At 42.0% G+C, this 26,946-nt stretch carries 34 protein-coding genes; 15 read left to right on the top strand and 19 right to left on the bottom strand.

Annotated features, from left to right (window positions below; genetic code table 11):
* Positions 1-13 precede the first annotated feature (13 nt).
* The 4 genes from ACFPZG_RS06725 to ACFPZG_RS06710 all read right to left on the bottom strand — a co-directional run bounded on the left by ACFPZG_RS06725 (position 14) and on the right by ACFPZG_RS06710 (position 2,932).
* Positions 14-1,285: an alpha/beta hydrolase family protein gene (locus ACFPZG_RS06725; protein WP_283733316.1), complete on the bottom strand. Its 1,272-nt coding sequence runs from the start codon at positions 1,283-1,285 to the stop codon at positions 14-16.
* A 144-nt stretch (positions 1,286-1,429) separates the two neighbouring features.
* Positions 1,430-1,855 carry a GatB/YqeY domain-containing protein gene (locus tag ACFPZG_RS06720; protein WP_283733315.1) on the bottom strand — a complete coding sequence of 142 codons (426 nt, stop codon included), beginning with the start codon at positions 1,853-1,855 and terminating at the stop codon, positions 1,430-1,432.
* A 172-nt stretch (positions 1,856-2,027) separates the two neighbouring features.
* Positions 2,028-2,525 (bottom strand): GyrI-like domain-containing protein, encoded by a 498-nt coding sequence (locus ACFPZG_RS06715; RefSeq protein WP_317941174.1) that lies wholly within the window; start codon positions 2,523-2,525, stop codon positions 2,028-2,030.
* Positions 2,526-2,545: 20 nt separating this feature from the next.
* Positions 2,546-2,932 carry a VOC family protein gene (locus tag ACFPZG_RS06710; protein ID WP_283733312.1) on the bottom strand — a complete coding sequence of 129 codons (387 nt, stop codon included), beginning with the start codon at positions 2,930-2,932 and terminating at the stop codon, positions 2,546-2,548.
* Positions 2,933-3,062: 130 nt separating this feature from the next.
* On the opposite strand from ACFPZG_RS06710, the gene ACFPZG_RS06705 reads away from it, so the two are divergent.
* Positions 3,063-3,605: a hypothetical protein gene (locus ACFPZG_RS06705; protein ID WP_283733311.1), complete on the top strand. Its 543-nt coding sequence runs from the start codon at positions 3,063-3,065 to the stop codon at positions 3,603-3,605.
* Between the two features lie 42 nt (positions 3,606-3,647).
* On the opposite strand, the gene ACFPZG_RS06700 is transcribed toward ACFPZG_RS06705, so the two are convergent.
* Complete coding sequence (locus ACFPZG_RS06700) at positions 3,648-3,986, bottom strand: zinc ribbon domain-containing protein YjdM (RefSeq protein ID WP_283733310.1); 339 nt, start codon at positions 3,984-3,986, stop codon at positions 3,648-3,650.
* A gap of 394 nt (positions 3,987-4,380) precedes the next feature.
* Here ACFPZG_RS06700 and proS point away from each other — a divergent pair, with 394 nt between their 5' ends.
* The gene (proS, locus tag ACFPZG_RS06695) at positions 4,381-5,817 is read left to right on the top strand and encodes a proline--tRNA ligase (protein WP_317941173.1); all 1,437 of its coding nucleotides are present in this window, start codon (positions 4,381-4,383) and stop codon (positions 5,815-5,817) included.
* A gap of 275 nt (positions 5,818-6,092) precedes the next feature.
* On the opposite strand, the gene ACFPZG_RS06690 is transcribed toward proS, so the two are convergent.
* The 4 genes from ACFPZG_RS06690 to ACFPZG_RS06675 form a co-directional block, all read right to left on the bottom strand.
* A complete protein-coding gene (locus tag ACFPZG_RS06690; protein ID WP_317941172.1) occupies positions 6,093-7,286 on the bottom strand; it encodes an alanyl-tRNA editing protein in 1,194 nt (397 codons plus the stop codon).
* Between the two features lie 65 nt (positions 7,287-7,351).
* Positions 7,352-7,711 carry a hypothetical protein gene (locus ACFPZG_RS06685; RefSeq protein WP_283733309.1) on the bottom strand — a complete coding sequence of 120 codons (360 nt, stop codon included), beginning with the start codon at positions 7,709-7,711 and terminating at the stop codon, positions 7,352-7,354.
* 129 nt (positions 7,712-7,840) lie between these two features.
* A complete protein-coding gene (locus ACFPZG_RS06680; RefSeq protein WP_283733308.1) occupies positions 7,841-8,575 on the bottom strand; it encodes a hypothetical protein in 735 nt (244 codons plus the stop codon).
* Positions 8,572-9,102, bottom strand: coding sequence for an RNA polymerase sigma factor (locus ACFPZG_RS06675; protein ID WP_283733307.1), 531 nt, complete (start codon positions 9,100-9,102; stop codon positions 8,572-8,574). The genes ACFPZG_RS06680 and ACFPZG_RS06675 overlap by 4 nt, the downstream gene beginning before the upstream one ends.
* A gap of 325 nt (positions 9,103-9,427) precedes the next feature.
* Between ACFPZG_RS06675 and ACFPZG_RS06670 the strand changes: the two genes are divergently transcribed.
* Genes ACFPZG_RS06670 through ACFPZG_RS06660 form a run of 3 tightly spaced genes read left to right on the top strand, consistent with a single transcriptional unit; the run spans position 9,428 to position 11,306 of the window.
* Positions 9,428-9,628 carry a PLD nuclease N-terminal domain-containing protein gene (locus ACFPZG_RS06670; protein ID WP_283733306.1) on the top strand — a complete coding sequence of 67 codons (201 nt, stop codon included), beginning with the start codon at positions 9,428-9,430 and terminating at the stop codon, positions 9,626-9,628.
* The gene (locus ACFPZG_RS06665; RefSeq protein ID WP_317941171.1) at positions 9,625-10,527 is read left to right on the top strand and encodes an ABC transporter ATP-binding protein; all 903 of its coding nucleotides are present in this window, start codon (positions 9,625-9,627) and stop codon (positions 10,525-10,527) included. Before ACFPZG_RS06670 ends, ACFPZG_RS06665 begins: the two co-directional genes overlap by 4 nt.
* On the top strand, positions 10,524-11,306 hold the full coding sequence (locus ACFPZG_RS06660; protein ID WP_283733305.1) for an ABC transporter permease subunit: 783 nt from the start codon (positions 10,524-10,526) through the stop codon (positions 11,304-11,306). The genes ACFPZG_RS06665 and ACFPZG_RS06660 overlap by 4 nt, the downstream gene beginning before the upstream one ends.
* A gap of 90 nt (positions 11,307-11,396) precedes the next feature.
* Here ACFPZG_RS06660 and ACFPZG_RS06655 read toward each other — a convergent pair whose 3' ends face one another.
* From ACFPZG_RS06655 to ACFPZG_RS06645, 3 genes are all read right to left on the bottom strand, one after another.
* Entirely contained in the window at positions 11,397-11,624 is a 228-nt protein-coding gene (locus tag ACFPZG_RS06655; RefSeq protein ID WP_283733304.1) for a hypothetical protein, read from the bottom strand.
* Between the two features lie 206 nt (positions 11,625-11,830).
* Positions 11,831-11,977: a hypothetical protein gene (locus ACFPZG_RS06650; RefSeq protein WP_317941170.1), complete on the bottom strand. Its 147-nt coding sequence runs from the start codon at positions 11,975-11,977 to the stop codon at positions 11,831-11,833.
* Between the two features lie 372 nt (positions 11,978-12,349).
* Positions 12,350-12,484: a hypothetical protein gene (locus ACFPZG_RS06645; RefSeq protein ID WP_283733302.1), complete on the bottom strand. Its 135-nt coding sequence runs from the start codon at positions 12,482-12,484 to the stop codon at positions 12,350-12,352.
* Positions 12,485-12,683: 199 nt separating this feature from the next.
* On the opposite strand from ACFPZG_RS06645, the gene ACFPZG_RS06640 reads away from it, so the two are divergent.
* The 3 genes from ACFPZG_RS06640 (at position 12,684) to ACFPZG_RS06630 (ending at position 14,914) form a co-directional block, all read left to right on the top strand.
* Complete coding sequence (locus tag ACFPZG_RS06640; RefSeq protein WP_283733301.1) at positions 12,684-13,733, top strand: ATP synthase beta subunit C-terminal domain-containing protein; 1,050 nt, start codon at positions 12,684-12,686, stop codon at positions 13,731-13,733.
* Between the two features lie 90 nt (positions 13,734-13,823).
* Entirely contained in the window at positions 13,824-14,405 is a 582-nt protein-coding gene (locus ACFPZG_RS06635) for a nucleotidyltransferase domain-containing protein (RefSeq protein WP_283733300.1), read from the top strand.
* Complete coding sequence (locus ACFPZG_RS06630) at positions 14,402-14,914, top strand: P-loop NTPase family protein (RefSeq protein ID WP_283733299.1); 513 nt, start codon at positions 14,402-14,404, stop codon at positions 14,912-14,914. The genes ACFPZG_RS06635 and ACFPZG_RS06630 overlap by 4 nt, the downstream gene beginning before the upstream one ends.
* A 157-nt stretch (positions 14,915-15,071) precedes the next feature.
* Here the strand turns inward: ACFPZG_RS06630 and ACFPZG_RS06625 are convergent, their stop codons facing one another.
* From ACFPZG_RS06625 to ACFPZG_RS06610, 4 genes are read right to left on the bottom strand one after another with little or no spacing between them, the layout of a single operon-like run.
* The gene (locus ACFPZG_RS06625) at positions 15,072-15,806 is read right to left on the bottom strand and encodes a hypothetical protein (RefSeq protein WP_317941169.1); all 735 of its coding nucleotides are present in this window, start codon (positions 15,804-15,806) and stop codon (positions 15,072-15,074) included.
* Positions 15,778-16,677 carry an ABC transporter ATP-binding protein gene (locus ACFPZG_RS06620; protein WP_317941168.1) on the bottom strand — a complete coding sequence of 300 codons (900 nt, stop codon included), beginning with the start codon at positions 16,675-16,677 and terminating at the stop codon, positions 15,778-15,780. The genes ACFPZG_RS06625 and ACFPZG_RS06620 overlap by 29 nt, the downstream gene beginning before the upstream one ends.
* 3 nt (positions 16,678-16,680) lie before the next feature.
* A complete protein-coding gene (locus ACFPZG_RS06615) occupies positions 16,681-17,880 on the bottom strand; it encodes a hypothetical protein (RefSeq protein ID WP_381426445.1) in 1,200 nt (399 codons plus the stop codon).
* Positions 17,873-19,087: a hypothetical protein gene (locus ACFPZG_RS06610; protein WP_317941166.1), complete on the bottom strand. Its 1,215-nt coding sequence runs from the start codon at positions 19,085-19,087 to the stop codon at positions 17,873-17,875. The genes ACFPZG_RS06615 and ACFPZG_RS06610 overlap by 8 nt, the downstream gene beginning before the upstream one ends.
* Before the next feature lie 235 nt (positions 19,088-19,322).
* Here ACFPZG_RS06610 and ACFPZG_RS06605 point away from each other — a divergent pair, with 235 nt between their 5' ends.
* Complete coding sequence (locus tag ACFPZG_RS06605) at positions 19,323-19,655, top strand: L,D-transpeptidase (protein WP_283733289.1); 333 nt, start codon at positions 19,323-19,325, stop codon at positions 19,653-19,655.
* 29 nt (positions 19,656-19,684) lie between these two features.
* Here ACFPZG_RS06605 and ACFPZG_RS06600 read toward each other — a convergent pair whose 3' ends face one another.
* Positions 19,685-20,017: a winged helix-turn-helix transcriptional regulator gene (locus ACFPZG_RS06600; protein ID WP_283733288.1), complete on the bottom strand. Its 333-nt coding sequence runs from the start codon at positions 20,015-20,017 to the stop codon at positions 19,685-19,687.
* Positions 20,018-20,119: 102 nt separating this feature from the next.
* On the opposite strand from ACFPZG_RS06600, the gene ACFPZG_RS06595 reads away from it, so the two are divergent.
* The 3 genes from ACFPZG_RS06595 (at position 20,120) to ACFPZG_RS06585 (ending at position 22,688) form a co-directional block, all read left to right on the top strand.
* Positions 20,120-20,968 (top strand): VOC family protein, encoded by an 849-nt coding sequence (locus tag ACFPZG_RS06595; RefSeq protein ID WP_317941165.1) that lies wholly within the window; start codon positions 20,120-20,122, stop codon positions 20,966-20,968.
* A 142-nt stretch (positions 20,969-21,110) separates the two neighbouring features.
* The gene (locus tag ACFPZG_RS06590) at positions 21,111-22,190 is read left to right on the top strand and encodes an AI-2E family transporter (RefSeq protein WP_283733287.1); all 1,080 of its coding nucleotides are present in this window, start codon (positions 21,111-21,113) and stop codon (positions 22,188-22,190) included.
* Positions 22,191-22,316: 126 nt separating this feature from the next.
* The gene (locus ACFPZG_RS06585; protein ID WP_317941164.1) at positions 22,317-22,688 is read left to right on the top strand and encodes a VOC family protein; all 372 of its coding nucleotides are present in this window, start codon (positions 22,317-22,319) and stop codon (positions 22,686-22,688) included.
* A 161-nt stretch (positions 22,689-22,849) separates the two neighbouring features.
* Here the strand turns inward: ACFPZG_RS06585 and ACFPZG_RS06580 are convergent, their stop codons facing one another.
* Positions 22,850-23,182 carry a CHY zinc finger protein gene (locus ACFPZG_RS06580; RefSeq protein WP_283733285.1) on the bottom strand — a complete coding sequence of 111 codons (333 nt, stop codon included), beginning with the start codon at positions 23,180-23,182 and terminating at the stop codon, positions 22,850-22,852.
* A 73-nt stretch (positions 23,183-23,255) separates the two neighbouring features.
* Between ACFPZG_RS06580 and ACFPZG_RS06575 the strand changes: the two genes are divergently transcribed.
* Positions 23,256-23,534, top strand: a complete 279-nt coding sequence (locus ACFPZG_RS06575) for a hypothetical protein (RefSeq protein WP_283733284.1) — start codon at positions 23,256-23,258, stop codon at positions 23,532-23,534.
* Here ACFPZG_RS06575 and ACFPZG_RS06570 read toward each other — a convergent pair.
* Positions 23,531-24,241 carry a hypothetical protein gene (locus ACFPZG_RS06570; RefSeq protein ID WP_317941163.1) on the bottom strand — a complete coding sequence of 237 codons (711 nt, stop codon included), beginning with the start codon at positions 24,239-24,241 and terminating at the stop codon, positions 23,531-23,533. The two genes, ACFPZG_RS06575 and ACFPZG_RS06570, sit on opposite strands and share 4 nt — an antisense overlap.
* Before the next feature lie 102 nt (positions 24,242-24,343).
* Here ACFPZG_RS06570 and ACFPZG_RS06565 point away from each other — a divergent pair, with 102 nt between their 5' ends.
* Together ACFPZG_RS06565 and ACFPZG_RS06560 are read left to right on the top strand one after the other, a co-directional pair.
* A complete protein-coding gene (locus ACFPZG_RS06565) occupies positions 24,344-25,615 on the top strand; it encodes an acetyl-CoA hydrolase/transferase family protein (protein WP_283733282.1) in 1,272 nt (423 codons plus the stop codon).
* Between the two features lie 509 nt (positions 25,616-26,124).
* Positions 26,125-26,946 (top strand): ABC transporter permease, encoded by an 822-nt coding sequence (locus tag ACFPZG_RS06560; protein WP_317941162.1) that lies wholly within the window; start codon positions 26,125-26,127, stop codon positions 26,944-26,946.

Here is a 26,946-nt window from a genome sequence, read left to right as displayed (position 1 = left end):
ATTTTACTTGTATTTATTTTAAAAAATCTATGATTTCATCCATTAAACCTTTAGCCAAAGGAAGATTAGGGTCCATATAAGTTGCCATGTTCCCTTCCTGATCTTCAGGTGCCTCTTTCAGAATATGGTTCATGTTTTTGATAATGGCAAGCCTTGAATCCTTTTTACCTTCATGAAGTCGTTCTGCGTCACCGACCGGAACTTGAAAGTCTCTTGTTCCGTTAATAATAAGAACAGGCGATGAAAGTTTTTGAAGTTCTTTCACAGGATCGTATTTCAACCAAGATATCATATAGGGTTGAACGGATGGACGGAACAGACTTTGGAGCTCAGCGCTGAATTTTTCCACCTGTTCGCCTTGCTTCAGCTTTTGCAAAATATCATCCGATTCTTTGAGTAAGTTAACAGGAAGCTGTGGTCCAAGCTGCTCCAGAAGGACTTGATCAATTGATCTTCCGGCTCCGGCGATGGAGATGAATGCATCCGCATCTGTTTTTTCTGCGGCTACCATACCGAGTAGTGAACCTTCACTATGGCCAATGATACCGACCTTTGAAAAACGACTGTCGTTTTTGGCGAATTCAACCCACGCAGCTGCGTCATTGATAAAGTCATCAAACAGGAGATCCTCTTCATTGCCGACTAAACTTTGGTTCACACCAACTCCCCGTTTGTCGTAACGAATACTCGCAACGCCCTCATCCGCAAGCTGTTCTGCGAGCATCTTCAGGCTATTATTTTTACCCGGGATTAAAGGTGAATTGCCGTTATGATCTGTAGGTCCGGAGCCAGCAATAATGACCATTAGTGGGAAAGGTCCATCGCCTTTCGGTACTTCCAGAACGCCGGTCATCTTACCTTCATTTAAATCGATTTGTACAGCTTCTCCCGTATCCGGAGTCTCTTCTGAACTGCCTTTTGTCAGTTCGAACGGGAAGGATTGGCCTTGTTGGGTAAAGGTTCCTGATATCTTATTCTTCTCAACACTGCCGTCAAACGTAATCTGTTGTCCTGGAAGCGTCATTTGAATGACTAATTCTGACCCGTTTAATGTAACACCCGCCAAAGGAAAGTTTTGCAGTCCTTGTGAGGGAATGCTGATTGTTCCGTTCTCCTTTGTGAAAGTGAGCGATACTAACAATGGTTGATTCGGAATATTGATGGTGCCGTTCCATACCCCTTCAATTGCCCCCAATGAATCCAGCTCCTTTTCTTTTTTACTGCATCCGGTAACTAGTAAAATGGCGCTTATAAGTAAACAAAAAGTTAGTGAAATTCTTTTCATTTGGTCCTCCTTCAAAGCATTCTGTTATACTATCATTATAACAAGGTGTTTGGATAAGTAAAGTATTATGTATTCGCGTCATACCGCCTTTTAAAAGTAGAAAAGCCCATCCACTATATTTTCCGGATGGGCTGTTTATATATACTATATAAGGCTTTTTACTACCTTTGACATCGTTCCGCCGTCAGTTTTTCCGGCAAGTAATGGTTTAGCGATTTTCATGGCGTCGCCCATATTCATTCCCTTTGTAACTCCTGCTTCTGTGAGTAGGGCGGTTACTTCTTCCTCACTTAATTGTTTCGGCAAGAATGATTTTAGCAATACCAACTTCGCTTTTTCCTGTTCGATCAAATCTTCACGCTGTGCCTTTTCAGCCCCTTCTAATGCTTGATTTGTTTGTTTGATTTCGCGGTTTACAATAGCGACTTCCTCTTCTTTAGTCAACGCGGAACCTTTTTCTTTCTCAGCGAGGTCAAGTGCGGACTTTAAAAGTGTCAGTACACCTTTGGATAGAACATCTTTTTCTCTCATGGCTTGTTTCAGTTGTTCGAATACAGTTGTTTTTAACATTTTTTAGCCTCTCCTTCCGTAATTGGATGGATACATCTGTCCAATTGCTTTATTGAAAAAATTATAGAGGAGGCTACTCTGAAATGCAACCAATGGCTATGGAACATAGGATGGTTTGTGAAGTTAGTTATGTGGAGATCATGAAAAAAGTCTTTCGTTTGGAATACAAATGTTAGTTTTCTTGAACTCTCTTTTCTATTGGAAGGCAAAGCTCCATCCTAATCTGGTTAGGGTCCAACTTCTGAATGTCGTCAGAATATACTTCCACTCCATAATCCCCTGCAATCTGATATTCCGAGTTTCTTACCCAGTTATAAAGTGCACCATACAGATTGCCCGCCTCTCCTTTCGGTCCTTCATAAGTTGTTATTACATACAGCTGTTCAGGAAATGCAAAGCCTTTCATCTCCTCCGGTGGGTTGGTAACGTCATCTACCTCCACTCCCGCAATCCATGTAAAGGGATCGGTTTCTGGATTGTAATTGGGTGGGTCGATAAAAATCCCATAACCTATTGAAGGATTGACCCGATTTTTTACTTCATGAACCCGTTTATTGAAGTCATCATGCAAGGTAGTGATCAACTTCTTCTTTCGCTCCTCACGCAATAAAACGGATAAAGTCATACCAACAACTTTGAATGCATCTATTCTTTCTGTTCGAATGTCCATATTCCATTTCCTTTCACTAGTTACTGTGACGGCCAGCCACTCCAAATATCAAGTTTATTTCCATCCGGATCATAAGCATAAAAATTAAGACCGCAGCTGCCATTATCCTCAATATCCGAAACATTCGCTCCATTGTCTTTCATTCGGAGATATAGGATATGAAAGTCATTCACTTCAAGTGTTAGTGCGCTTTGCACTGTACCGCTTATTTCTAAATAGTTGAGGGTTGTTGGCCTGGAAGTTTTTATTAGAAAAATAGAGGTACCTGAAGGAATTCGAAGTTGTGCTTGATTTTCAGTAATGGGCGCTGTTAATTCCAACCCAAGATTATTTATATACCAGTGGGCCGTTTTTTCCGTATTTGTTGTAGGTATATAAATGCAGTTAATTTCTTTTACACTCCCCAAATTTCATGCCTCCTTACAATTATTCTTTCATATAATTGTAATCTATGATAGAATTTTTGCAATACTTTAAAACTAATAGTGGTAAATAGTTGAGGACTTTTCATGAAGAGGAACTGGGGGTGGGGAAAGAATGTATAACTATGGGGCGCGGCATATCTTCATGGTCATTGCCATTGTTATCCTAATCATGTCGCCGATCTTATTGCTACCAATGCCGACGTTTATTGCTTCAAATATGCACGGATTGCAAGGGTGGGTCGTCTATGTACCAGGCAAGGCATATCTGTTATATGGGTTTGGTTTCCTGTTTTTATTCGGATCAGCGTTTATCCTATCCATATTGGATCTTAGCAAAGTTGCGAAAATCATTAGCATTTCAATTTTGCTCATAAGCGTAGCATTTTTTGCAAGCGCCGCTCAGAACTATACGTTGTTTGCGAATGATTCAATTGCATTCAGGGAGTCGATTTGGACGGATCGGCAATCATACACTTGGGATGAGCTGGAGATAGTAAAGTTCGACCTCTCGGCAGGCTTGCCAAAGTATGAATTCAGGTTTAAAGATGGCAAAGAAATAGCGCTTCCCGAAAATGGATACATAAGAGTATTTCGTTCTGGGATAGAAGGTAAATTGAAGGAACATCGTGTAGAATTTGTGAAGAGGTACTACTGAAACAATAAAGACCGCTGATTCAAAGTTTCAGCGGTCTCTAAATTAGATTTTTTTCACAAACTCTGATTTCAATTTCATTGCACCAAAACCGTCAATTTTGCAATCAATGTCATGATCACCTTCAACCAGTTTGATGTTTTTCACTTTTGTCCCCTGTTTGACGACACTTGAGCTGCCTTTTACTTTGAGATCTTTGATGACAGTGATTGTGTCGCCGTCATTTAGGACATTGCCGTTTGCATCTTTGATAACAGCCTCTTCAGCATTAGCCTCCTGTGATTCCAACGTCCATTCGTGCGCACATTCGGGGCAAACAAATAGGTTACCGTCTTCATACGTATATTCAGAGTTACATTTTGGGCAATTTGGTAGATTTTCCATAACTTAATTTCCTCCATCCAGTAGTTATACATATACTATAGCAGACATTCAGATTAATCCAAGGTAGCTGGATGAAACGTGGGTTTCCGAATGCATTTGTATATCCATGAGCTATTTGGTATATTATAAGCAATATGGAATCTAAGAAGTGGCCAAGTAAGTGGAAATTGTGAAACAGAAAGTATAGCAACCTGCTGAGAGCTATACCACCGCTTTTCATTGAACCCTACCACAGAGATGTCATGAAAACATGACCGAGTCGTTTTCGTTAACAAACGTTCGAGGGCCTACTTTTTCAGGCCAAATGAAGGTGGTACCACGTCTATCCAGCGCAAAGACGTCCTTATTTTTAGGGACAGCTTTGCGCTTTTTATTATTCAAGGAGGGAAATTAGATGAGCAATCAGAAAAACGATTTTTCAAAATGGTACATCGACACAATTCAAAAAGCAGATTTAATGGACTATACACCAGTCCGGGGATGTATCGCTTTTAAACCAGACGGCTACGAAATTTGGGAGCATATCCAAGCTGAAATGGACAGACGATTTAAGGAAACGGGACACCGTAATGCGTATTTCCCGATGTTGATTCCTGAGTCATTCTTCCAAAAAGAGAAAGATCATATTGAAGGATTTTCTCCAGAGCTTCCATGGGTGACAGAGGCAGCAGGCGAGAAGTTGGAAGAGCGTCTTGCACTACGTCCAACATCCGAAACAATGATTGGTCATTTGTATTCAGATTGGGTGAAAAGCTACCGTGATCTCCCAGTTTTGATTAACCAATGGGCGAACGTTTTCCGTTGGGAGAAGAAGACATTACCATTCATCCGCACATCTGAGTTTTTATGGCAAGAAGGGCATACTGCGCATGTTGATGAGGAAGAAGCGCGCGAAGAAACGATGCAAATGTTGAATATTTATAAGGAAGTCGTTGAAGAATTGCTTGCTATTCCTGTTTACGACGGCCAAAAAACACCTTCAGAACGTTTCGCGGGTGCGGTTGACACGTATTCAATCGAGGCGATGATGAAGGACGGGAAAGCTGTACAAGCAGGAACTTCCCACTACTTGGGCACAAAATTTGCGGAAGCGTTCGACATCAAGTATTTGACGAAGGAAAACCGTCATGAATTCGTCCACACTACTTCATGGGGAACTTCAACGCGTCTAATCGGTTCCGTCATCATGGTGCACGGTGATGAACAAGGTCTCGTATTGCCACCTCGTATCGCACCTACACAAGTTGTGTTGATACCGGTTGGTCCTTGGAAGAAGAACCCTGCCATCATGGAAAAATTGGACGAAGTGTTTGCTCAATTGAAAGCGAAGGGTATCCGTGTCCGTCTTGACGATTCCGACCAATCGCCTGGATATAAATTCAACGAGTGGGAGTTAAAAGGTGTACCTGTTCGTGTTGAATTAGGACCACGTGATTTAGAGAATAATCAAGCCCTTATGAAGGCACGTGATGAGGGTGAAAAAGTTGCTGTCGATTTGGCAAATCTTGTTGCAAGTATTGAACAGGAATTGCAAACGATGCAAACACGTCTACTTGAAAAAGCGCGTGCATTCCGTGCAGAGCATTCCCATACGCATATCGACGATCTTGAAGGGTTGAAGAAGCACATCACGGATTCTACGGAAAAAGAAGAAATCCCTGGATGGATTCTTGCTGGTTGGTGCGGCGATGATGCGTGTGAGGACAACGTGAAAGAAGAAACGAAGTTCACAACGCGAAACATTCCATTCAATCCACCAGCTGAGAAGTCAACTTGCATCAATTGTGGAAATGAAGCGAAGCATACGGTCTGGTTTGCAAGAGCGTATTGATTATTGAATGAAAAGCTGCCATCCGAAAGGACGGCAGCTTTTTTATGTCGAATTGTGTCCATTAAACGGCTAAGTGGTGATAAAGTGCTTCTAAGCGGTGATAAAGTTCTCACAACCGGTGATAAAGTGACTTTAAGCGGTGATAAACCGCTGGTAAACGGTGGTAAACCCCCGAGTCGGTGATAAACTGCCGAGAGTCGGTGATAAACTGCCGCGAGTCGGTGATAAACCCTCGAGAGTCGGTGATAACCCCTCCAGGTCACCATCTACCCACGTCACTCCCCAACAACTTCCCTCATTCTGTCTAAAAACTCTTCTCCCGACATGATCCGCTCACCGCCGCCTTGCACGAATGCATCATTTCCGCCGCCTTTTCCGTTGATGAGGGGCAACACGGCTGAGGATACCTCCTTCATACTAACCTCGACAGTTGCACCGCGAGCGGCTACAAATTGTAGCTTCTCTTCATTATCTCCAACAAGAAGGGCAATGATTGAGTCATCGCTGGCAACAAGTAAACGCGCCAATTTTTGAAGTTCCTGCACTGTTTTAGCGGAAAAAGAAGCTCCCACGATCCTTCCACTTCGACTAACAAGCAGTTCACTCGCTTCAAACTCCAACAAAGCAACTTTCGTGTCTTCCAAGGATTTCTCCAAAACCTGATTTGTCACCAATAGCTTTTCAATGGCATGGCCAACCCCATCTTCAGGTGCACTCAGCAATCTTGAAGCAATTGCCAACTCTTCGTGTTTGCGACCCAATTGTTGCAACACTCTTCCGCCGCATACAAAATGGACACGGACTTGTCGTTTTTGCTTTTCAGTCGATAATATTTTGATCAGCCCGACTTGTCCAGTTGAATTTGGATGCGTGCCGCCGCATCCGTTGTAATCGAACCCCGGTATGATTACAAGCCTGATTTCATCAGTGACCGCAAGCTGTTTCCTCAGTGAAAATTGGGTGAGTTCATCCTCAGTAGGATCCCATTTCGTTTCAATCGGACGATTTTCCAAAATGATCCCATTCGCAAGCTTTTCTACAGCCGCCAACTGATCTGCCGAAACGTCCTCGACGTCCAAATCGATGGAAACAACCCCATTTCCCAGGTGGAAACTGACTGTCTGAAACCCGAAATATTCAACAAACGCGGCAGTCAAAATATGCTGGCCCGCATGTTGTTGCATATGATCGAAGCGTCGCTCCCAATCGATAACGCCCTTTACCTCCTCGCCGGAAGGGAGATCCTCTTCAAGAAAATGGCGAATTTCACCGTCCAATTCCTCCACATCGATTACACGAACGCCATTAATCGTCCCCGTATCATGCGGTTGCCCGCCGCCAGTCGGGTAGAAAGCGGTGTTATCGAGCACGACGTATGGGCGTCCATTCGCATCTTCACTTCTATGTATAACCCAAGCTGTAAATGTCTTCAAATAAGCATCTTGATAATAAATCCGGTCTTTTAACATTCCACCGTCTCCTTGGCATTAATTTGTCTAAAAATATTGTACACCATAACGAAAAGGCTTCTCACTTATTTAAGTGAGAAGCTTCGGTCATTTTTTGAGTATAGGGAAAGGATCCATTCTATGATAGCGTCATACTTTTCCTTCCACAAATTTCTTATCGCAACTGTCAGCAAGAGTAGAACCGTTAGGCCAATCACTGAAATCCAGAATACCACTCTGAAGAACAACAGCTCCTGAAGCCCCCCAATTGCAATGGAAATTGTAAAACTACTTAATAAAATGATAGAAAAGATAGGAATCAATTGGATGAAAATATCATAATTCCTTTTCTTTAGATACCCCATGATGAATGGTGTGGTGAATGCTATTAGGACACTATACGATAGAATAATTAACGTATCGAAAACTCTTATAAAAGTATCCAATTTTCAAACCTCCTCGCTATCTACTTTTTAGCTATACCCCTTTTTGCTATAGAATATGCACTAAATTCATCAATCTTCATTTCTTCGACAAAAAAAGAGAGTGAATATACTTCACCCTCTCCATGCTATTTATTCCACAATTTCAAAGCTCTTTAACATATGCCAAAACCTTGCACCGTGTCCCTCAGCGGCTTCAAGGAAATACTTCTCGGTAATAACAAAGCTTCCGTTTTTACCGTTACTTATAACGTAAACATCGATAACTTTACCGTCCCATTTCGATTCAGTAAGCCCGTGTAGCCAGAAGCCTTCGACAGGTTCCGTTACTGATTCGACAGGTCGCAACTCAGGGAAGTCATTCTTCAGTTCAGCCTCAATTTGCTTAATGAGCTCATCCGGTTTATTCTCGGGATATTGTTTGATTTCCATGCTTACTTCCGGGTACTTTTCAGGAAGTGGTTCAATGGTTGTAATGATATCGGACTCATTCCCTTTGACCATTTTATAGTTCGTTTCATCAATATAAATGATGTACTCAGAATCCTTTCCTTCATTCAAATGGACGTTTGTCGGCTCGTCTTGTCCCTCAATACTTTGGATTATCTCTTTTTCAGGTGCGAACATATCCTTAATATTTTTTATCAGTGCAAGTCCCGAGTCTGTTTGTAAAGTGAATGCAAGTATAATGGCGGCTGCCGTAATGATAACTGCAGGGACCCATCGTTTTTTTCGTTTCACCGTAGTTCTCCTCCGTTCAAATAATTCTTGATTGATGCCATTCCAAATCTCATCCTTCATATCACTAACGTCTTTATCTGTCCGCTTAGCCAAGTCGTTCTTTATACGTTCGTCGAATTTGCTCATTGGAATTCTTCCTCCTCTTCACCAGGCTGCAATTGTTCAAGTAATTTCTTTCTTCCTTTGAATAATCGCGACTTGACAGTGTTTTGATTCAACCCTAAGATTTCCGCAATCTCTTTTTCGGAAAACCCTTTGACATACTTTAATATGATGGGAATCCTATGGATGTCGTCCAAGGACTGAATCACGTCATAAAGATCCGATAATTGATCGAATGACTCCTCCGCAAGGGATGGATTGTCTCCTATATCAACTAACTCCAACTTGGCAACCTCTTTTTTCATTAACCGAAGGCATTCATTCGTCAATATGCGATAAAACCATGGGTCAAATGGAAGTTCGGGATTATAACTTTCAATTTGTCGAAAGACGCGGATGAATGTTTCCTGTACAGCATCCTTTGCCACTTCCCGATTGCGTGTGATGGCGGAGGCTGTTCGGATTGCCGCACCGGCATACGCATCGTAAAATTGCCGGAAGGAAGCTTGGTCGCCCGCACGTATTTGCTGTATCCATTTTTGATCTTGCACGCGGCACACTCCTTTCAAACAACTAATTTGTTGCTCTTACTATATATACCCCTAATTTCACCGAAAAGTTTTCAGGACAACAGAAAAAATCCACATCATGTGTTTAGTTGTATATACAATGATGTGAATGATAGCAGTTAAGAAAATCGTACACGTTCATCATAAAAAAAATATAGAGGAGTTGCTGTGATATTTATCACATTAATTGGAGGGATATTCGTATGCGAAGAAGTAAAACAGATAAAATAAAATGAAATTTGTTATATACAGGTTAGAACAAGGGTGTTATACTGTATATATAACAAGGGAAAGGGTAGTGACTTGTATGGCGGAGTTAGCAAATATACCTTGGAATCTTATATTACCGATTCTTGTACTTCAACTTATCCTTATGGCGGTTGCGCTTATCGATGTCATCCGGCGTAAGCAGACGAATGGGCCATTCATCATGTGGATTTTCATCATCTTGCTAGGAAATCTTTTAGGTTCGATTCTTTACTTCATCATTGGGAGGCGGCAAGAATGACACAGTTGCTCCAAGTGAAAACCTTAACAAAATCGTACGGGAGTCATAAAGTTGCTGATTCAATTTCTTTCGAGCTTGAAAAGGGGACAGTAACGGCTTTGATCGGCCCGAATGGGGCAGGGAAGACGACGACATTGTCGATGCTTGCAGGTCTGGTCACGCCAACTGAAGGAGAAATTTTATTTCAAAATAAACCGAAGGCAGATATCCGGGCATCCATCGGTTTTCTTCCACAGTATCCAAAATTCTTCCCGTGGCTGACGGCACTTGAGTTCACGGAGATGGCGGCGCGATTGAGCGGCGTCGATACGAGGAAATCACTGGATGAAGCCAAAAAAACACTGGAATTTGTCGGTCTTGGAGACGCGATGAAAAAGAGGACGGGGACATTTTCCGGGGGTATGAAGCAGCGCCTTGGTTTGGCGCAGGCAATTGTCCATAAACCGGAATTGCTTTTATTGGATGAACCCGTATCAGCACTTGATCCGATGGGTCGCAGGCAAGTGATGAATTTATTGAAGGAATTGCAACAGGAGACGACAATCCTATATTCCACTCATATTTTGAATGATGCTGAGGAAATGACAAATCAGCTATTGTTTTTAAGAAAAGGCGCTCTTGTGGAGAACGGATCTTTGGATTCCGTCAGAGAAAAATACGCAAATCCTCGTATTCTCATTGAGTTCGAGTCAAATGATGAAGCCGATAGATTCGGCGCAGTTTCTTCATGGGCGTTCAATAAGGAAAGAAGACTATTGGTTATCGATGCTACAAAAGAAAAGGTCGGTATTTCGGAAGTTCTTGCATTGCTTAACTCTGAAAACTTCTTAATCCGTAAATTGGAATTGCAGACTGCAAGCTTGGAAGAAATCTTCATGAAAGTGGTGATGGAGGAATGAAAGGATTAGGCGTTTTAATACGTAAGGAATGGCGTGAGAACGCACGTAATTTTAAACTGTATTGGATTCCAATCGTATTTATCATCTTCGGAATCCTTGAGCCAATCACGAATCACTTTCTACCCGAGATCATGAAAAGTGTCGGGAATTTGCCGGAAGGTACGGAGTTCACATGGCCGCAACTTCGGGGGGAGGATATTTTCATTTCATTGATGGGTCAATACCAGTTAATTGGAATCTTAATCATCATCCTTGCGTTCATGGGTTCTATTTCAAGTGAACGTAAAAGCGGAACAGCAACGCTTTTATATGTGCGTCCAATGTCTTTTGTGAGCTACTTTTTAAGCAAATGGATTGTCATCAATGGAATCGTTTTAGGTAGCGTATGGTTAGGATTCCTTGCGGCATGGTATTACATTAATATCCTTTTCAACCCAGTGGCGGCGGGGGATGTTTTTGCATTCTTAGTGACATATAGCTTGTGGATCATTCTCGCAGTAACGGTCGTTCTTTCACTAAGCGCATGGTTGTCAACGGGAGCGACAGCAGGATTGTCCATATTGGTGTTGTTAGTTTTACAAGTGATTGATAGTGTTATTGGCGCCTTTTGGACTGTTTCTCCGTGGAAGGTCGGAATGTATGCCTCAATGATGTTCTCATCCGTTTCAAATCAGTCGGGCTTTTGGATGAGTATAGGTCTAACTGTTGCTCTTATTCTCTTATTAATTACTTTTGGTATTAACATGGCCAAACGAAATGCGGCAAAAACTACGGTGTAAAATCCGCTTTTTTTCGACTTTTCCCGGGGAATATCGACAGGGAGCGATGATGTTAAAAGCAATGCCTCACACTCGGTGAGGCATTGCTTTTTATTTGTACTTTTCTTCGCTGGACGAATTGCTTTTCGTTTCATGATGGTGTTGCTCTTCACGTTCCTCCATTTTCAAATCCTCCAATGGAATCGGGTCGACCGTTTGCATGTCCTCGTGCATATCATAGATGCTTTCCTTTTCAGTACGTAAATTTTCAGGGTTGTCCATGAAACGTCCTTCGGCATCTTTCCGGTTCTCTAAAGTTAAAGGCTTTTTTTTATTCAACAGAAAGCACTTCCTTTTTTCATAGTTTCCTATACTATTCACGTTATAAAAGAAGCTAAACATATGTGTTTTCTGATTAAAGAAAGGGTAAAGTAAGGAAAATAGGTGAAAAAGGGAGTGTTTTGACAAATGGAAAAGAGATACGTCGGTACGCAAAATAAAATTGACTCAGCATTGTACAAGATTACGGAATTGACATCTCTTGGCTATTCGGAAGGGGAACCTGTATCCCTTCTTAACGGAGTGGATCCAAATGTCTCGAATTGCTTCGACAATTTATCCCGAGCATCCTTGTTTCTCATCAAATATGCAGCACCCAAACCAAGAGCAGCCAAAGCCATTTTCTTCTTCATCATCGAAACCTCCTATTATTCTATTTAAAAAATACTTTCCCGATTTGGAGGACTCTAAGCTACTTAAGCGATAGGCGTCTATTTTAGAAAGGCCCATTCTTTTGCGTAAGGGCTCATTCTTTCCGTTCCAAGGTCCATTCTTTTGCGTAAGGGCTCATTCTTTCCGCTCCAAGGCTCATTCTTTTGCATAAGGGCCCATTCTTTCCGTTCCAAGGTCCATTCTTTTGCGTAAGGGCCCATTCTTTCCGTTCCAAGGTCCATTCTTTTGCGTAAGGGTCCATTCTTTCCGCCTAAAGCCCATTCTTTTCTCCATAAAAAAACGGCACCCATAATGGATGCCGAGTTTTCCGTGAGTCCGTTGACTTTTATGAATCAAGATGATCCATTTTTTGAGGTGAATGGTCCTGCGAGCGATTCAAACTGTTTCATCAGCTTTTCTCGGGCATTTTTATTTCGCATCAGAAATGCTGCTCCAATGCCTAATGCCGCTACCGCCATTTTCTTCATAAAAACGCCACCTTTCTCACGTGAATTTGAATCAAAGTTAAGATGCCCTACTTCTTAAAAGTTATCCGGATTAACTATTAAATTTATTAGGGATAAATCAGAGAGTTTACAGTGTCGAAAAATAAATTACGCTTAAGAGTAACTTTTTCTTGCGTTTACGAGTAATATAAATTACTATCAAAAGTAAGGGGGTGTGAAAATGGAAAGAGACAATCTTAGACTAAATGTAGCTTTATTAAGAAGAAGAGTACCCAATTTGACAAGTGCGGCTAAAGCAGTAGGTCTGCGGCCTGCGACGGTTTCGAATTTGTGTACAGGGAAAATTTCAGTTGGTAAATCAGAAGTGCGGACACTAGTTGCGTTGGCGGATTTGGCAGAATGCAGTTTGGATGAATTGATAATCCGGGGGGAGAAAATTGAAATGATCGAAACGAAAATTAAAACGTTGGATTTATTTGCACCGTTGGCAAAAGGGGGCACGGTCGGATTGGTCGCGCGGAAAAATATGGGGCAGCTTGTAGTATTAAGTGAATTGTTTTTCCGTTTGAAGTCTGAAGGGTATACTACAATCTTGTTAATGCCAGAGGGAGATTTTCCGGAATTGCAAGATGTATTAGGGAATGTAGATATCACGACTCAATCTATCGATGAGGCGTACGAGAAAATTGCTGCACTTGGAACGGAAAAGGAAATAGTATTCGCGGCAAATAAAAGCCATGTTGTCACTGGGGGAATTTATGAACTACAAGGACGGTTACAGCAAATTGGAATGGAATCGGTGACGACATTCCTCTTGGATTTGACTGGGGAAGTGATGGATGAGGAGATGCCATACGGGCCGCTTGAAACACTTTGGCAGTTTGATGCAGACTTATCAGCGCGGCACCGTTTTCCTGCTGTAAATCCTGTATCCTCGACTTCTTCGGTATTAGAAGGCGCACATATGGATCAAAATCATTTCTTTATACAACAAAGGGCGCAAAAGTTGCTACGCCGATATCGTGAATTGCGATCGCTTGTTTATGTACGTGGTGAAGAAAATCTGCCTGCATCCGAACAGCAAACCTTTAAACGCGGTGAACGTTTAGAGGCCTATTTGACACAACCGTTTTACGTGGCGGAAGATTACACCGGCCAAAAAGGTGAATCAGTTAACCTACAAGATACATTAAAGGATGTCCAGGCAATATTAGACGGATCATATGACTCACAAGACTTGGATCGACTCAATTATATTGGGAAGCTATAATCTGTTTGAAATGGTATTAACATTCAGATAAAATGATAAGATAGACTTTAGGGAGTGACGCGGTCACTCCTTTTTTCGTGTTAAGGGGGAATGAATGTGGAGATTTGTCGAAAAGTGGCGGATTGGATGGAGGAGTATAAAAAACCATGGGGAATTGCCGGAGGTTGGGCAATTGATCTTTTCATTGAGAATCAATCACGGAAGCATTCAGATATTGAGATTGCCATATCACGTGAGGATCAACATAGTATGAGAAATCATCTAACAGGTTGGAAATTCGACAAAGTAGTAAGTGGTGAGTTGACTAACTGGGGGCACGAAACTTTGGAGTTGCCGATACACGAATTACACGGAAAAAATCTCAACAGTGGAGATGCCTTGGAAGTACTGTTTAATGAATTTGAAGAAGGTAAATGGGTGTTTAGAAGAGAGCCTCAAATAACGTATCCAGCCTCTTCGACGTTTTTGATTTCCAACGCAGGGATTCCATTCCTAAATCCGATAATCGTTCTTTTATACAAAGCCAAGAATACCCGGGAAAAAGATTATGCGGATTTTAAGGTTGTTAAGGATTCTTTGAAAGTCCAAGACAAGAAATGGCTTTGTCATGCACTTGAAATTCATGTCCCCGGCCATCCGTGGATTTCTGAATTGCGAGGTGGAATGGAGTGAAAAGAGTTATGGTGATTGGTGTTTCTGCGGGTGCAGGGAAATCGACATTTGCACGAAGACTTGGCGAAATATCGGGAATCGAAGTCACCCATCTGGATCGACTTTATTGGCGGCCAGGATGGGTGGAAGCACCGGCGGAAGAATTTTCATCAGCCCAGCAGAAAATTGTCGAAAGGGACCGATGGATAATAGAAGGCAACTATACATCTACAATCGACATCCGAGAACCTCATGCCGATACGGTCATCTACATCGAGCTACCACTGCGCGTTTGTTTGTATCGCGTCATGAAAAGGCGTATTCAGTATCACGGGAAAACACGTGAAGATTTGGCGGAAGGCTGTCCAGAGAAAATTGATTGGGCGTTCATCAAATTCATCGTGACAACCTATAAGGGACGGAAAGTGAAGATGCATGAACGGATGGAGCGATATGCGAATGAAGGGAAGACCGTTCACTACTTGAAAACAGCGGAGCAAATTGAAGGATTTTTAACGACGATTAAATAAGGATTGGAAATTTGGATATAAAATGGTTATGACTATTCATTAAGTGAGGAAACATCAACATAAATTGACGGCATGAAAATAAGCAATAACTAAAAGAACGCCCAGGATTCTGAGCGTCTCTTTGTCGATATCATTTTTGGTTAAATTGTGATTGTCGTCAAGAACCTCTTGGCGTAAACTTGAGCATCGATGTCTTCGTCACCCGGAGCATCTGCCCCTCCTTCAACTTCACATGCCCGTCTGTCTTTCCAACCGTGCCGCCGATCAGTTCATACACAATCGGCTCCTTGCCTTCCTCAAACACATGCAAATACGCATATCCGTGCTCGATTGTGATATCGTAATCACCAGACTCGATATCTTGTCCGACATTCCACAATCCAGCCGATAAATCAGTTGAAAGAGAAGTTGAAATCGGGGTTATCTGCACGGAATCATATCCCCCGTCAGCTCTAACTGTATAGGAAGCGTCAATATCGACGGTCAAACTGCTGACCCCGGCATAACTTCCGACAAGCTCAGTCAAGAGCAGATTCCTGTTTTCATCATAAATAAAAATATTGCCGGCCGGATAACCCGTAATGATATACCGCCCTGTCTTCAGCGAAACCTCTTTGCCCTCTATCGGAACGACGGGAATGGTTACAGGTTCAACTCCTTTATTCTCCCTATTAACGGTCCTGTAAATGGCGTGATTATTGGAGTCTAATAAAGCGTCCTTCTCGAGGCCAACAATTTCGTAATTCTTTTCATATGGTGCAACTATTTCTGAAGCTACTTCTGGAAACTCATTGCAGCCAGCTAAGATCCCAACCGTCAAGCCTACTGTTACGATCAACCGCCATCGTGAATTGCCGCACACGTTATTTGTTAATCGAATAATACTTTTCATAATGCTCCACCGTCCCCAATGGTCCTACATTTATTGTTTTCTCGTTCCAATCAAGCATGCGGTCAAACCACGCCGTTTGTTCAACTCGATCCATGCCTGTGAGCGGGATGCACAGTAGGTAATCCGCGATATATAAATGTCCAGCAGGTAACTTCACCGAACTGGCAAGTGCCCCATAGTTGGAGGGGCTGATTTCCACTTTCAAGTAAGCTTCCAGTTCGCCGGCAAATACTTGTTCATGGACGATGCCGCCGTTTTTGAGAAAGATGACACGGTCCGCATATAAGTCGAGATTCTCTAATAAATGTGAAGCAACAAATATGAGCTTGTTCTGTTTTTTCATGTCAATCAAACAATCTGATATGAGCGCAACGTTCGAAATATCCAATCCATTCATCACTTCATCCATCAGCATGATCGGTGTATCGGCCGCCATCATCATCGCAAAGCAAAGACGTTGGCGCATCCCTAATGAATAGGTCTTCACCTTTCTCTTCACGTAATGCCCCATCTGCAGCCGCTCAATAATTTCAGGAACTTTTTTCGAAGAACCGTTCCATATATCCGCGTATAGTTTTAAGTGATCAACGCCGGATAGCTCCTCGAATAAATCTTTCTGTTCGGGAAATATAACGAGCTGCTTATGGATGAGCAACTCTTCTTTCTCATTCCGATATTCGTACTGATCATCAAAAATGACCTTCCCTGAATCCGGTTTTACAAAGTTTGCAATGATATTGAACATCGTCGTCTTCCCTGTGCCGTTAGGGGCTGCGACACCGATGATTTCGCCTTTATTTGCACTGAAGTTCAGATTCTCAAGTACAACTTTGTCTTTATAGGCGATTGATACATTCATCAATTTAAGCATTTATCATTCCCCACCTTTTCCAGCTTCAAATGCAGGAGTCGCATTTCTTTGCCTGTACTTTACTTTATTGCCAACGAAAAGTGCCCCCAGTATGCCCGCATTCATAACGAGCAGCCAAAATGCCGCCAACTTATAATCTAACGCATCATTTCCGTATAATGACGCGGCATCTCCATTTAGGATGGGTCCGATATCTATGATGGAAAGTGGCTGCAACAGGCCTATGTGTAATCCGGTAAAATTCAGGACTGTAGGAATCAGGAAAATTAGAACGATCATCAATACACTGGCATACAAGTTTTTAGTCAAAGTATTCACTAGAATGAATGCAAGCAAAAGCAAACTGGCGAACAAAGCCATCGCAATGAGCATGTATAGAATGTAGCGTGTCGTGGAGATGGCGATAACCCCCCCTTGTTGGTATAAAAGCATCGGGGAGTTGAAATTACCCCATGCAGCTTCCCTGGAGGCTGCTACTCCTCCTAACGCAACTCCTAAAACTAGAAAAACCATGATTTGACCAAGATGAATCCCGGTTTTCACGATTGCTTTTTGTACGAAAGAAATAGGGAAAATGCTCATTACAGTGCGTTTTTGGTGATCGTGTGTGAGCATTGTGCTTCCGATGAATAAAACAAATAACATAAACATTAAGCCATTCACATATTCAAGAGAGGCAGGCATATAATGACTCGCCGTAATTAGATCTGGCTCGACAGGCAATTTGTGCTTTTTATAGTAGTGGAGTAGTGCATCCTCTTTTTGGATTTCCTCTTTTGGCACAATATAGTCGGGATGCACCCCCTCGTTATCGAGTTCATATAGACGGAGTCGTAATTCATTCAGTTTTAAACCGCTCTCAATATATACGTCAAAATTGTCTCGCTTCCAAAGGGAATAGCGTTGTTTATTAATTAAAGAGGCCTGTTCTATTAGGTTGTTGTAGATTTCCTCCCCTTTGGTTGTTTCACGCAATTCTTCAGGAAAAACATTAAAGATTGATATGTAATGACCTGATTCTGCGTTTTTAATCGACTGTATACTTTCCATATCACTATCCGCGTAATGAGGGAAATAGAGCGGGAAAAACAATATGAATGCCAAGCCGAGAAGCCAGTTAAATTTATTGCGAATTAAAAGCTTCAACTCAAATCGAAAATACTTCCAGAGCATACGTCTATCCTTCCCCGTCCTTTTAACCATTTTGGTAAAAGCGACGTTTGTTAATGATGCGGGACATGATGAAAACAATCCCTTCGATGACTATAACCGTTGTGAGTAATACAGCAAAACCCTTCGCAACTGTAATAGTATCTATGTTCAATAAGAAATTCTTATCCCCTGTCACGGTCTTTCCAAAGTCAAAGTATGTCTGGGGGAATAAACTAATATCCAATCCGAACAACTCTCTCGTCGTTCTCGTCATGAAAAGCTTTTCTGAAAACAAGACTAAGCTGCTTATGAGAAGAACAAGCCATTCATTTTTAAAGAACAAGCTGAAAATGACATTCAAACGGATGAACAGAAAAACCAGTATCGGAATGACTAATGCTATTTTCCCTAAATAAGCAGCGATGGTCATGACGCCATATTCTTCGCGAGGATATGCATCATTTTGGATGAGAATCGTAGGTACATGCAAATCGAAATAGCCAAATCCATATTGCAAAGTGAGCAAAATGATGCCAATCACTAGAACGATAGTGAGCACAACAATCGTATAGAGAAAAGATGAAGCCGTCTTCAAATTCAACTGTCGATACCACGACAACGGCAACCCTTGCAAGACTGTCCGATTTTGTCGGTCGCGGGATAATAAGTCGCTGCTAAAATAAATGGCGCAGAACAGCACAAAAAACATGCCATACTGTCGGAAAAACTTTTGCAAAGCTTGCAATCCCGTCTTCTCGTAAATCAAGTCGAACGTTATCGGATGGTCTTTTGACAAGTAATTTTTATACCGGAGCAACGTTTGATTGTAAAGATGTTGACGGTCCTTCCCTGGAATACGTAATTCTTTGAACATATTTTGGTCGGCTATGTATAATGACGGGTCGCTCTCAAGATAATACGCCCGGTAATGTAACCATCTTGTTGCGTTCCCGTCTTCATATGCCGAAAGCATTGCTGAAAATAACCCTTGCGAATAGGCGTTCATCGAAAACACCGGCGTTCCAAATCTTATAACAATCCCGGTATGACCGTTTGCGAGCCGGTACTGCTGTTCTGCATCAAGTGTAGATAAATTACTTTTAACTTCTCCGACATCGAATGTTTCTTTCGTTTTCTCGTTCGGCAAAAATAAAAAACAATAGGTGAGCAGCGCAATACCGATGAAAATAATAAATGGAACGTTCTTTTTACTACGGTGCGACAGTAATAATTGCTGTTTTAAAAAAGTCCAGTTCATGCCATGTATCCCTTCGAAAAATGTGGTTTTTGTCGAATCGTTGAATAGTTTTCGCATTTGATACTATTCTACCAATATACCTTACACGAATAGATTGAAATATTCAACAAATTATCTTGTTTTGATGAAAAGAGCTGAAAAGGCAAGCGATTGGTCGCTTCAAAACCAGCCCAGCCCATCAAAACCCTTCCACATATCCTATAAAAACAATCCTTTTTCAAGAAGGAGGGGAACGATGCGCTGGATTGACATCTCTCTTGGAACACGTGAATTGAAACTGTATGACGGCAAGCGACTACTAAAAAAATATCCGATAGCGGTTGGGAAGATGTTAACGGCGACGCCTGCGGGGACATATAAGATTATCAATAAACAACTGAATCCTGGTGGGCCGTTCGGTGCATTTTGGATGGGGCTATCCAGACCGCATTACGGAATTCATGGAACAAATAATCCTTCATCTATAGGGAAAAGTGTGTCCCACGGATGCATCCGAATGCATAACAATGATGTGCTCGAACTATCCTCGTTGGTGCTGTTAGGAACAATAGTTAAAATTCATAAATGAAAAGCCGATTGCTCAATTCGCAATCGGCTTTACTTATTCGAAGAACTATAATCAGGTTCAATCCATTCCTGCGACCAATTTTCGATTTCCTTCATAATCGGAGTCAAAGACATTCCCTTTTTTGTCAATGAATATTCAATACGCACCGGCGTTTCCGGATAGACATTACGCACAACAAACCCGCGCTGCTCCAGATCCTTCAGCCGTTCTGTCAACGTTTTTCCGCTTACACCTAATTTCTCGGTCATCGTGCAGAAGCGCTGTGGGCCGGACATGAGTTGGTATAATATTAATGCGGTCCATCGCTGGCTCAATGTGGAAACGGCCTTTTCAAAGCGTGGACAAAGCTCGAATTCATTCATAAATAAATTCCTTTCTTTTAAAAACGTTTTATGTTGACAATACTTATCATAACATATAAAGTTAGTTACATAAAGTAAGTAACTTACTGGGAGGAATAAAATATGACATTTCATCAACCACCACATACGTATACCGGAGAAGTTTATTTGAAAGTGACTGATTTGGAAAAACTGACAGCTTTCTATACAGAAATCATTGGATTTAAGGTCTTGTCGAAGGAAACAAATCGAGTGTCTTTAACAGCAGACGGCAAACAGCCACTGATTGTATTAGAACAGCCTGAAAACATAAAGCCGAAGGAACCACGTCGCACAGGGCTTTATCACCTCGCACTTTTATTACCAACACGTGCGGATCTTGGAAAGGCGATTAAACATTTTTCAAGGAACCAAATACAGCTTGGAGCGTCAGATCACTTAGTGAGTGAAGCATTATATTTATCAGATCCAGACGGAAACGGCATTGAAATTTATCGTGACCGCAAACCGGAAGAATGGGAATGGCATAATGATTTCGTCGCAATGAGCACAGATCCCCTTGACGCTCAAGCGATTGTTGCGGAAAGTGGAAATGAAGAATGGGATGGCCTACCTGAAGGAACGGTAATGGGGCATGTCCACCTACATGTTGCGAACCTACCTGAGACGCAAGCATTCTATGAAGCGTTAGGGTTCGAAGTGGTCACACCTTATCCACAAGCTTTGTTTATGTCGACTGGTAAATACCATCATCATATCGGACTTAACACATGGAACGGGGCAGGTGCGCCAAGTCCGTCCGAGGACAGCGCTGGGCTTAAGGCATATACACTTGTTTATCCTGAACAAAACACGTTGGGAGAAGCGATTAAGAACATTGAGGCTCTTGGTGGAAAAGTGGATAAAGAGGATGAAACATTTATCACAAAAGATCCAGCAGGAAATGGCATAGTCCTTCGGATTCATCAATAATCATTAATTGCAAATGGTCAAGGAGCGCAGGCATCTACCTGCTGCTCCTTTTTTCATTAAAATTGAAACTTCCTTTCGACACGGAGCGTATTAAACCGTATACTTAACTTTAATTACCATATACAGTAAGGGAAGTGAGAAATTGACGAAGAAATTATGGTTCCAGATGGGCGTCGGGATTTTGTTATCCATCTTGATCATTAAATACTTCATGGAAATCAGCTTTATATTCGCCCCGGTTGTCATCATTATTAAAGCAATCATCTTGCCTCTATTACTGGGCGGCGTGCTTTACTATATGACAGAACCGATACAGCGCTTCATGGAAAACCGGAAATTTCCGCGGTGGGCAAGTATTTTGACCATCTTTGCAGGGCTCGCAGTCGTGCTGTGGATTTTCATTGCCATCATTGGACCACCCATTACAAATCAGGTGAATAACCTTGTTGAAGACGCTCCAACCTTGGAGAAGAAATTTAACATAGTGAAGGATAGGTTGTTGGAACAAAAAGAAGACTTGCCGGAACAAATTCAGAACTCTATAGACAGTGCCGCGAATTCGGCGCAGTCGATTGCAGTGAAATTCGGGAAATGGGTCGTCCAATTCTTGCAATCCTTCTTCCAAGCGATGTTCCTTCTCATCTTAGTCCCGTTCTTCTTCATCTTCATGCTGAAGGATCACGAAAAATTTGCACCGAAAATTTACAACCTCTTCAGCGGCGAACGTCGCGAGTGGGTCAAAAAGACATTAAGCGACATTGACAATGTATTGCGCTCTTACATCCAAGGGCAGTTCTTGATCAGCGCCATACTTGCATCACTCATCTTAATTGGGTACTTGTTAATAGGTCTGAAATATTCGCTACTCTTGGCGCTCTTTGCATTGTTTATGAACTTAGTGCCATTTATCGGGCCATGGATTGCTGTCGCACCGGCAGTCATCATCGCATACCTACAAGAACCTAAACTCGTCATACTTGTAGCAATCGTCACCCTGGTCGCCCAACAAATCGACAGCAACCTCATTACACCAAACGTCATGGGCAAATCCCTCGACATCCACCCGCTAACCGTCATCACTATCATTCTGGCAGCAGGAAATATCGCTGGATTTGTGGGAATTATCGTTGGTGTGCCTGTATATGCAGTTGGTAAGGTGATTGTGAGCAATATTTACGATCAGCGAAGGAAGATTAAACATGCTGCAACGAAGGATGTCTGAATTAAACCATTGAAAGCCTCCATAATTGGGGGCTTTTTTATTTGAAAAGTATGGATATTCGCACCAATGTTTTAAAGTATTGTGTATACTTGATTTTAAGAATATCAAATTATTGGAGGGAGAACTATGGAACTGGGAGCATTTTCTATAAGTTTAAGTGTAAAAGACATTAACAAATCAAAGTTGTTTTACGAAAGCTTAGGGTTTCAAATCTTCGGGGGTGAAATTAAACAAAATTGGCTTATTATGAAGAATAATAATTGCATAATTGGACTCTTTCAGGGGATGTTTGAGAAGAATATATTGACCTTTAACCCGGGATGGGACGAAAATGCTAAAAATCTTGATTCATTTACTGATATTCGGGACTTGCAAAAACAGCTTAAAGCGAAAGGGATAAATATACTGTCTGAAGCAGACGAAACAAGCGAAGGCCCTGCAAGTTTCACACTTGAAGATCCAGATGGTAATCCCATTCTTATCGATCAACATAGATAATATACGTTAAATATTAGGAGAATGTTATGACGATAGTAGATAAATTATCAATCAATTAGTAACATTTTTGCAGGAAACATATCTGGACTAATAGAAAAGATGCCAATGACCAAACATGCGATGGTCATTGGTGTTTTTTATGTATAAGCTGAAATTTATTATTAATGATCTTCAAAGTACAATCGTTTATGCAAGCTGCATCCGGGATTGAACTTGGCCGTGCAGTATGGACATACTGAGTTACAGTTTTGGTATTCATTCACCGTTAATTCATTCCCACAACATCCGCAAAGTATTGCTTTTTCATCAAACTTTTCTGCCGGCCACACTTCCGGACTTCCACAACCTGCTTCCTCATGGCACTGGAAACAAGGAAAATATGTATTACAGCAATAAAACTTGATTGCAATAATATCAAGTATGGAATGATAATGTGTGCAACGTGTCTCATTATCAATGACACTACCCGCAACATGATGTTCTTGACAATTCACTTTTAATTCCTCCTAACCATTGTATAATTTAACTTCTATCGGAAATCCTTCTTAATAAAAAGGGTTGATTTCCATGTTTGCTGAATATCCAATCGTACACACCAATATATGGGATGCATTTTGGGCAGTGCCAGTTGTTTTATTAATTGTGTTGGCCGCAAAATGGCTATTTGGGGTAAGGTCGAGCTGGTTGTCAACGGTTGCAACGATAGCTGCCTTGCTTTTATCCATATTTGTTAGTCACCGCGGAAATTTGGCGGCCGGGATTTTTATGGGTTTCTTTTACTCAGGAGCAGCAATCGGCATCCTTTACTCAGTGAAACAATCTTACTTGGCATATCGGGCTGATTAATTTTTAAGCGGACAAAACCCGCATTGCATCAACCCAGGCACATCCTTGGAAAAGCAGCAAGTCGTTCGGACTGTTGTGTTTAGTATTTCGGACGGCTCGCGCCCATTTAAGTATTTAGCGAATAAAGATGTTGTTGAAATACCTGCCCACGTCATGTCATCCTTTAAGCAATTCAAATCCGCACGCGCTACATCGTTTGTGGCGGGATTTTCAAGCATGACATGATACTGCCATAATAAAAATCCGAAAATGTTCTCCCATAATGTCAGGGGGGAGATGGATGTAACTGTCCTGATTTGGCGGATCATTTTATTTGCCCATACTAAAATGTTTTTAATAGCGTCCGTGTGTTCGTTTTCATCCACGGATATCCAATCGTCTTCAGCAACAAATGTACTTACCGTTTTATTTCCGTACTCTTCAATTGCCCCAAAATACATCTTCGTTTCGTCGCCATCCCACATTTCATCATAAACCGCCAAGTTATACAGCTGCATATTAACAAACATCCCAACCCGTCGCATGAAAAAAGATGCTGCAACGGTCATGTTTGGACTGCCGCTTACGATTTGCACCGATTTAATACATTCCGCTGTTTTTTCGTTATCCAATAAGTCATGCAGGGTAAATAGGGGATGAAGAGGTTGGTTTACGTAAACACTATAGTTATTCAATTGGTTGATTTGTTCAGCCGATAATTTTGTCATGTCTATATTATATGTATTCTCACATAATTCGACAAGTTGAGTGAGCGCTCAGTCTACAATATACTAATAGTAGAATAAAGCACAGCAGGAGGAGTATGGCAAATGACAAAGCTTTTACAACCCGAAGATTTCATAAGGTTAATTAATAAAGATGCTGATATTATCATCCCACTCTCAAATGGCGAACCCCATCGACTCCTTGACATCCTGGAGGAGCATCATAGGCAATTGGAAAATGTCACAGTCCATCAATTATTGGCTTTACGCGAACGTGATTATATTAACGGGAAGATGAAAGGGCATCTTTCACATACTTCCTACTTTTTAAGTGCGGCAACACGGAAGGCGTTTTGGGAAGGCCATGTGGAATTGATCCCGAATGTGTTTCAGGAAATGTACTATCTCTTAAGGAAGACGACCAAAAATCCTATGGTGATAGCAGTAGCGTCGCCAATGGATGAACATGGCTATTTTTCACTCGGCACAAATGCGGATTATACGGCTGACTTCATCGGTGAGGTTCCATTTGTTCTTGAAGTGAATAAGCATATGCCCCGGGCTTTCGGTAAGCATCAAATCCATATTAGCCAAATTGCAGGGTTTGTTGAAAATGATGAACCGCTGACGGAAGAAAAGTCCCCTGTCATTACCGACAAGGATCGGAAAATCGCTGAGTATATTGCAGCGGACATACAAGATGGAGATACGCTGCAAATTGGTATTGGCGCTATTCCGAATGCGGTTATGAAAATGCTGAAAGACCGAAAGCATTTAGGTATCCATACGGAAATGTTGACGGATGGAATTGTAGATCTTGTTGAAGCCGGTGCTGTCGATGGCATGAGAAAAATGACACATAAAGGGAAGATTGTAGCGTCATTCGCTTTCGGCTCCCAGAAGCTGTATGACTTTATCAATAATAATCCATCGGTGGAATTTTTACCGGTGCGCCTTGTTAATAGTGCATATGAGATTGCAAAAGAGGATCATATGGTGTCAATCAATGCGACAACCGAAGTCGATTTATACGGCCAATGCGCCTCCGAAACGGTTGCCGGAAGGTATTATTCATCAAGTGGCGGACAAGCCGATTTCGCAAGAGGTGTCCGTTTGTCGAAATATGGTAAAGGGTATGTTTGCATGCACTCAACGGTGAAAAACGATACCATTTCACGAATCAAACTGCATTTAGGTGAAGGATCCATCGTGACGACTTCGAAAAACTATGTCGACAATATCGTTACGGAGTATGGCATCGCACGATTGCATGGCAAGTCGATTTCAGAGCGGGCGAAGGCATTAATTGGGATTGCCCATCCGAAGTTTAGGGATGAGTTAACTCGGGAAGCGAAGGAATTTGGATTGTTCGATTAAGAAGGGAAGCCTCCGAGCGGGGCTTCTCTTTTTCAATTTTATGGGCATTTTTTCGCTTAAATGAGCTTAATGGAATTGGAAATTGCCCGAGTCGGTGATAAAGCGCTGGGAGTCGGTGATAACAGGCAAAGAGTCGGTGATAAAGTCCCCCAAGTCGGTGATAAACATAAATAGTTGCGAATACCTCGCATGGCGCGGCATCCCCCCGTTGGAAAAACGCGGTAGGATGCTTTTTTTGTAGCAAGTTCTCCAAAACCCGTTGGGAGTTCTCATTCTCGGCAAGCAAGTTCTCCAAAACACGATGAAAGTTCTCATTCCCGATAAATTAGTTCTCCAAACAACCGCAAGAGTTCTCCTTCCCATCAAATAAGTTCTCCTTTCAACCAATAAACTTCTCAATCACCACCTCCACACTTCTCAAACCTCGCCCATTCAACAAAAATCGATCTGTTTTGCCCAAGCCAGCCCATAGGCAATCACATATTATTAAAATAAAGAGGTGGTGACCATTGAAAAAAGAGCAGGTGACTAGTAAACGCGATCCTTTTGAAATTGAACAGCGGGAATGGAGGCAAAGGCAATCGAAGGAACGGTATAAGCAGCTATTGACGATTGCTTCGCCAATCTTCATTTTACTGTTATGGGAATTGCTTTCGCGGACAGGAATAATGGATATTCGATTTTTCCCGCCACCATCCGCCATTTTACGCACTTTTGCCAAAATGATAGCAAGCGGCGTAATGGCAGACCATATTGGAGTTTCGCTGTATCGGATTTTTGCTGGGTTTCTAGCGGGTGTCATCCCCGGGGTCGTTATCGGTTTGCTTATGGGGCTTTATTCACCGATTCGACATTTTGTGCAGCCGCTTGTCATGGCACTTATGCCAATTCCGACGCTTGCATTGCTACCGATTATCATCATCCTTTTTGGAATTGGTGATTTGTCGAAAGTTGTAACAATCGCAGGAAGTGTATTTTTCCCAGTCGTCATCAATACGGCGGCAGGTGTCTTGAATATTGATCGAATTTATTTGGACGTTGCTGATAATTATGGTGCCAGTAGAACGCAGTTCTTTTTTAAGATTGCACTACCGGGAGCAATGCCCGTCATGTTGGAAGGGATTCAGATGGGGCAGGCGATTGCGTTGCTGACTATTGTTGCTGCGGAAATGATGGGGGCAACTTCAGGGATTGGGTATTTGATCTGGACGTCATACAAGGCATTTCTGCTCGAGCAAATGTATGTCGGTCTCATCCTTATTTCATTTTTCGGCTATCTCTTCTCCTTGATGCTTCGCGGTCTACAGAAAAAGTTGTTACCTTGGAGGTGA

It is taken from the genome of Sporosarcina thermotolerans (genome assembly GCF_042658975.1).
Taxonomy (GTDB): domain Bacteria; phylum Bacillota; class Bacilli; order Bacillales_A; family Planococcaceae; genus Sporosarcina; species Sporosarcina thermotolerans.
Note: the sequence above shows the minus strand (reverse complement) of the source record. Positions and strands in the feature narration are given on the sequence as shown.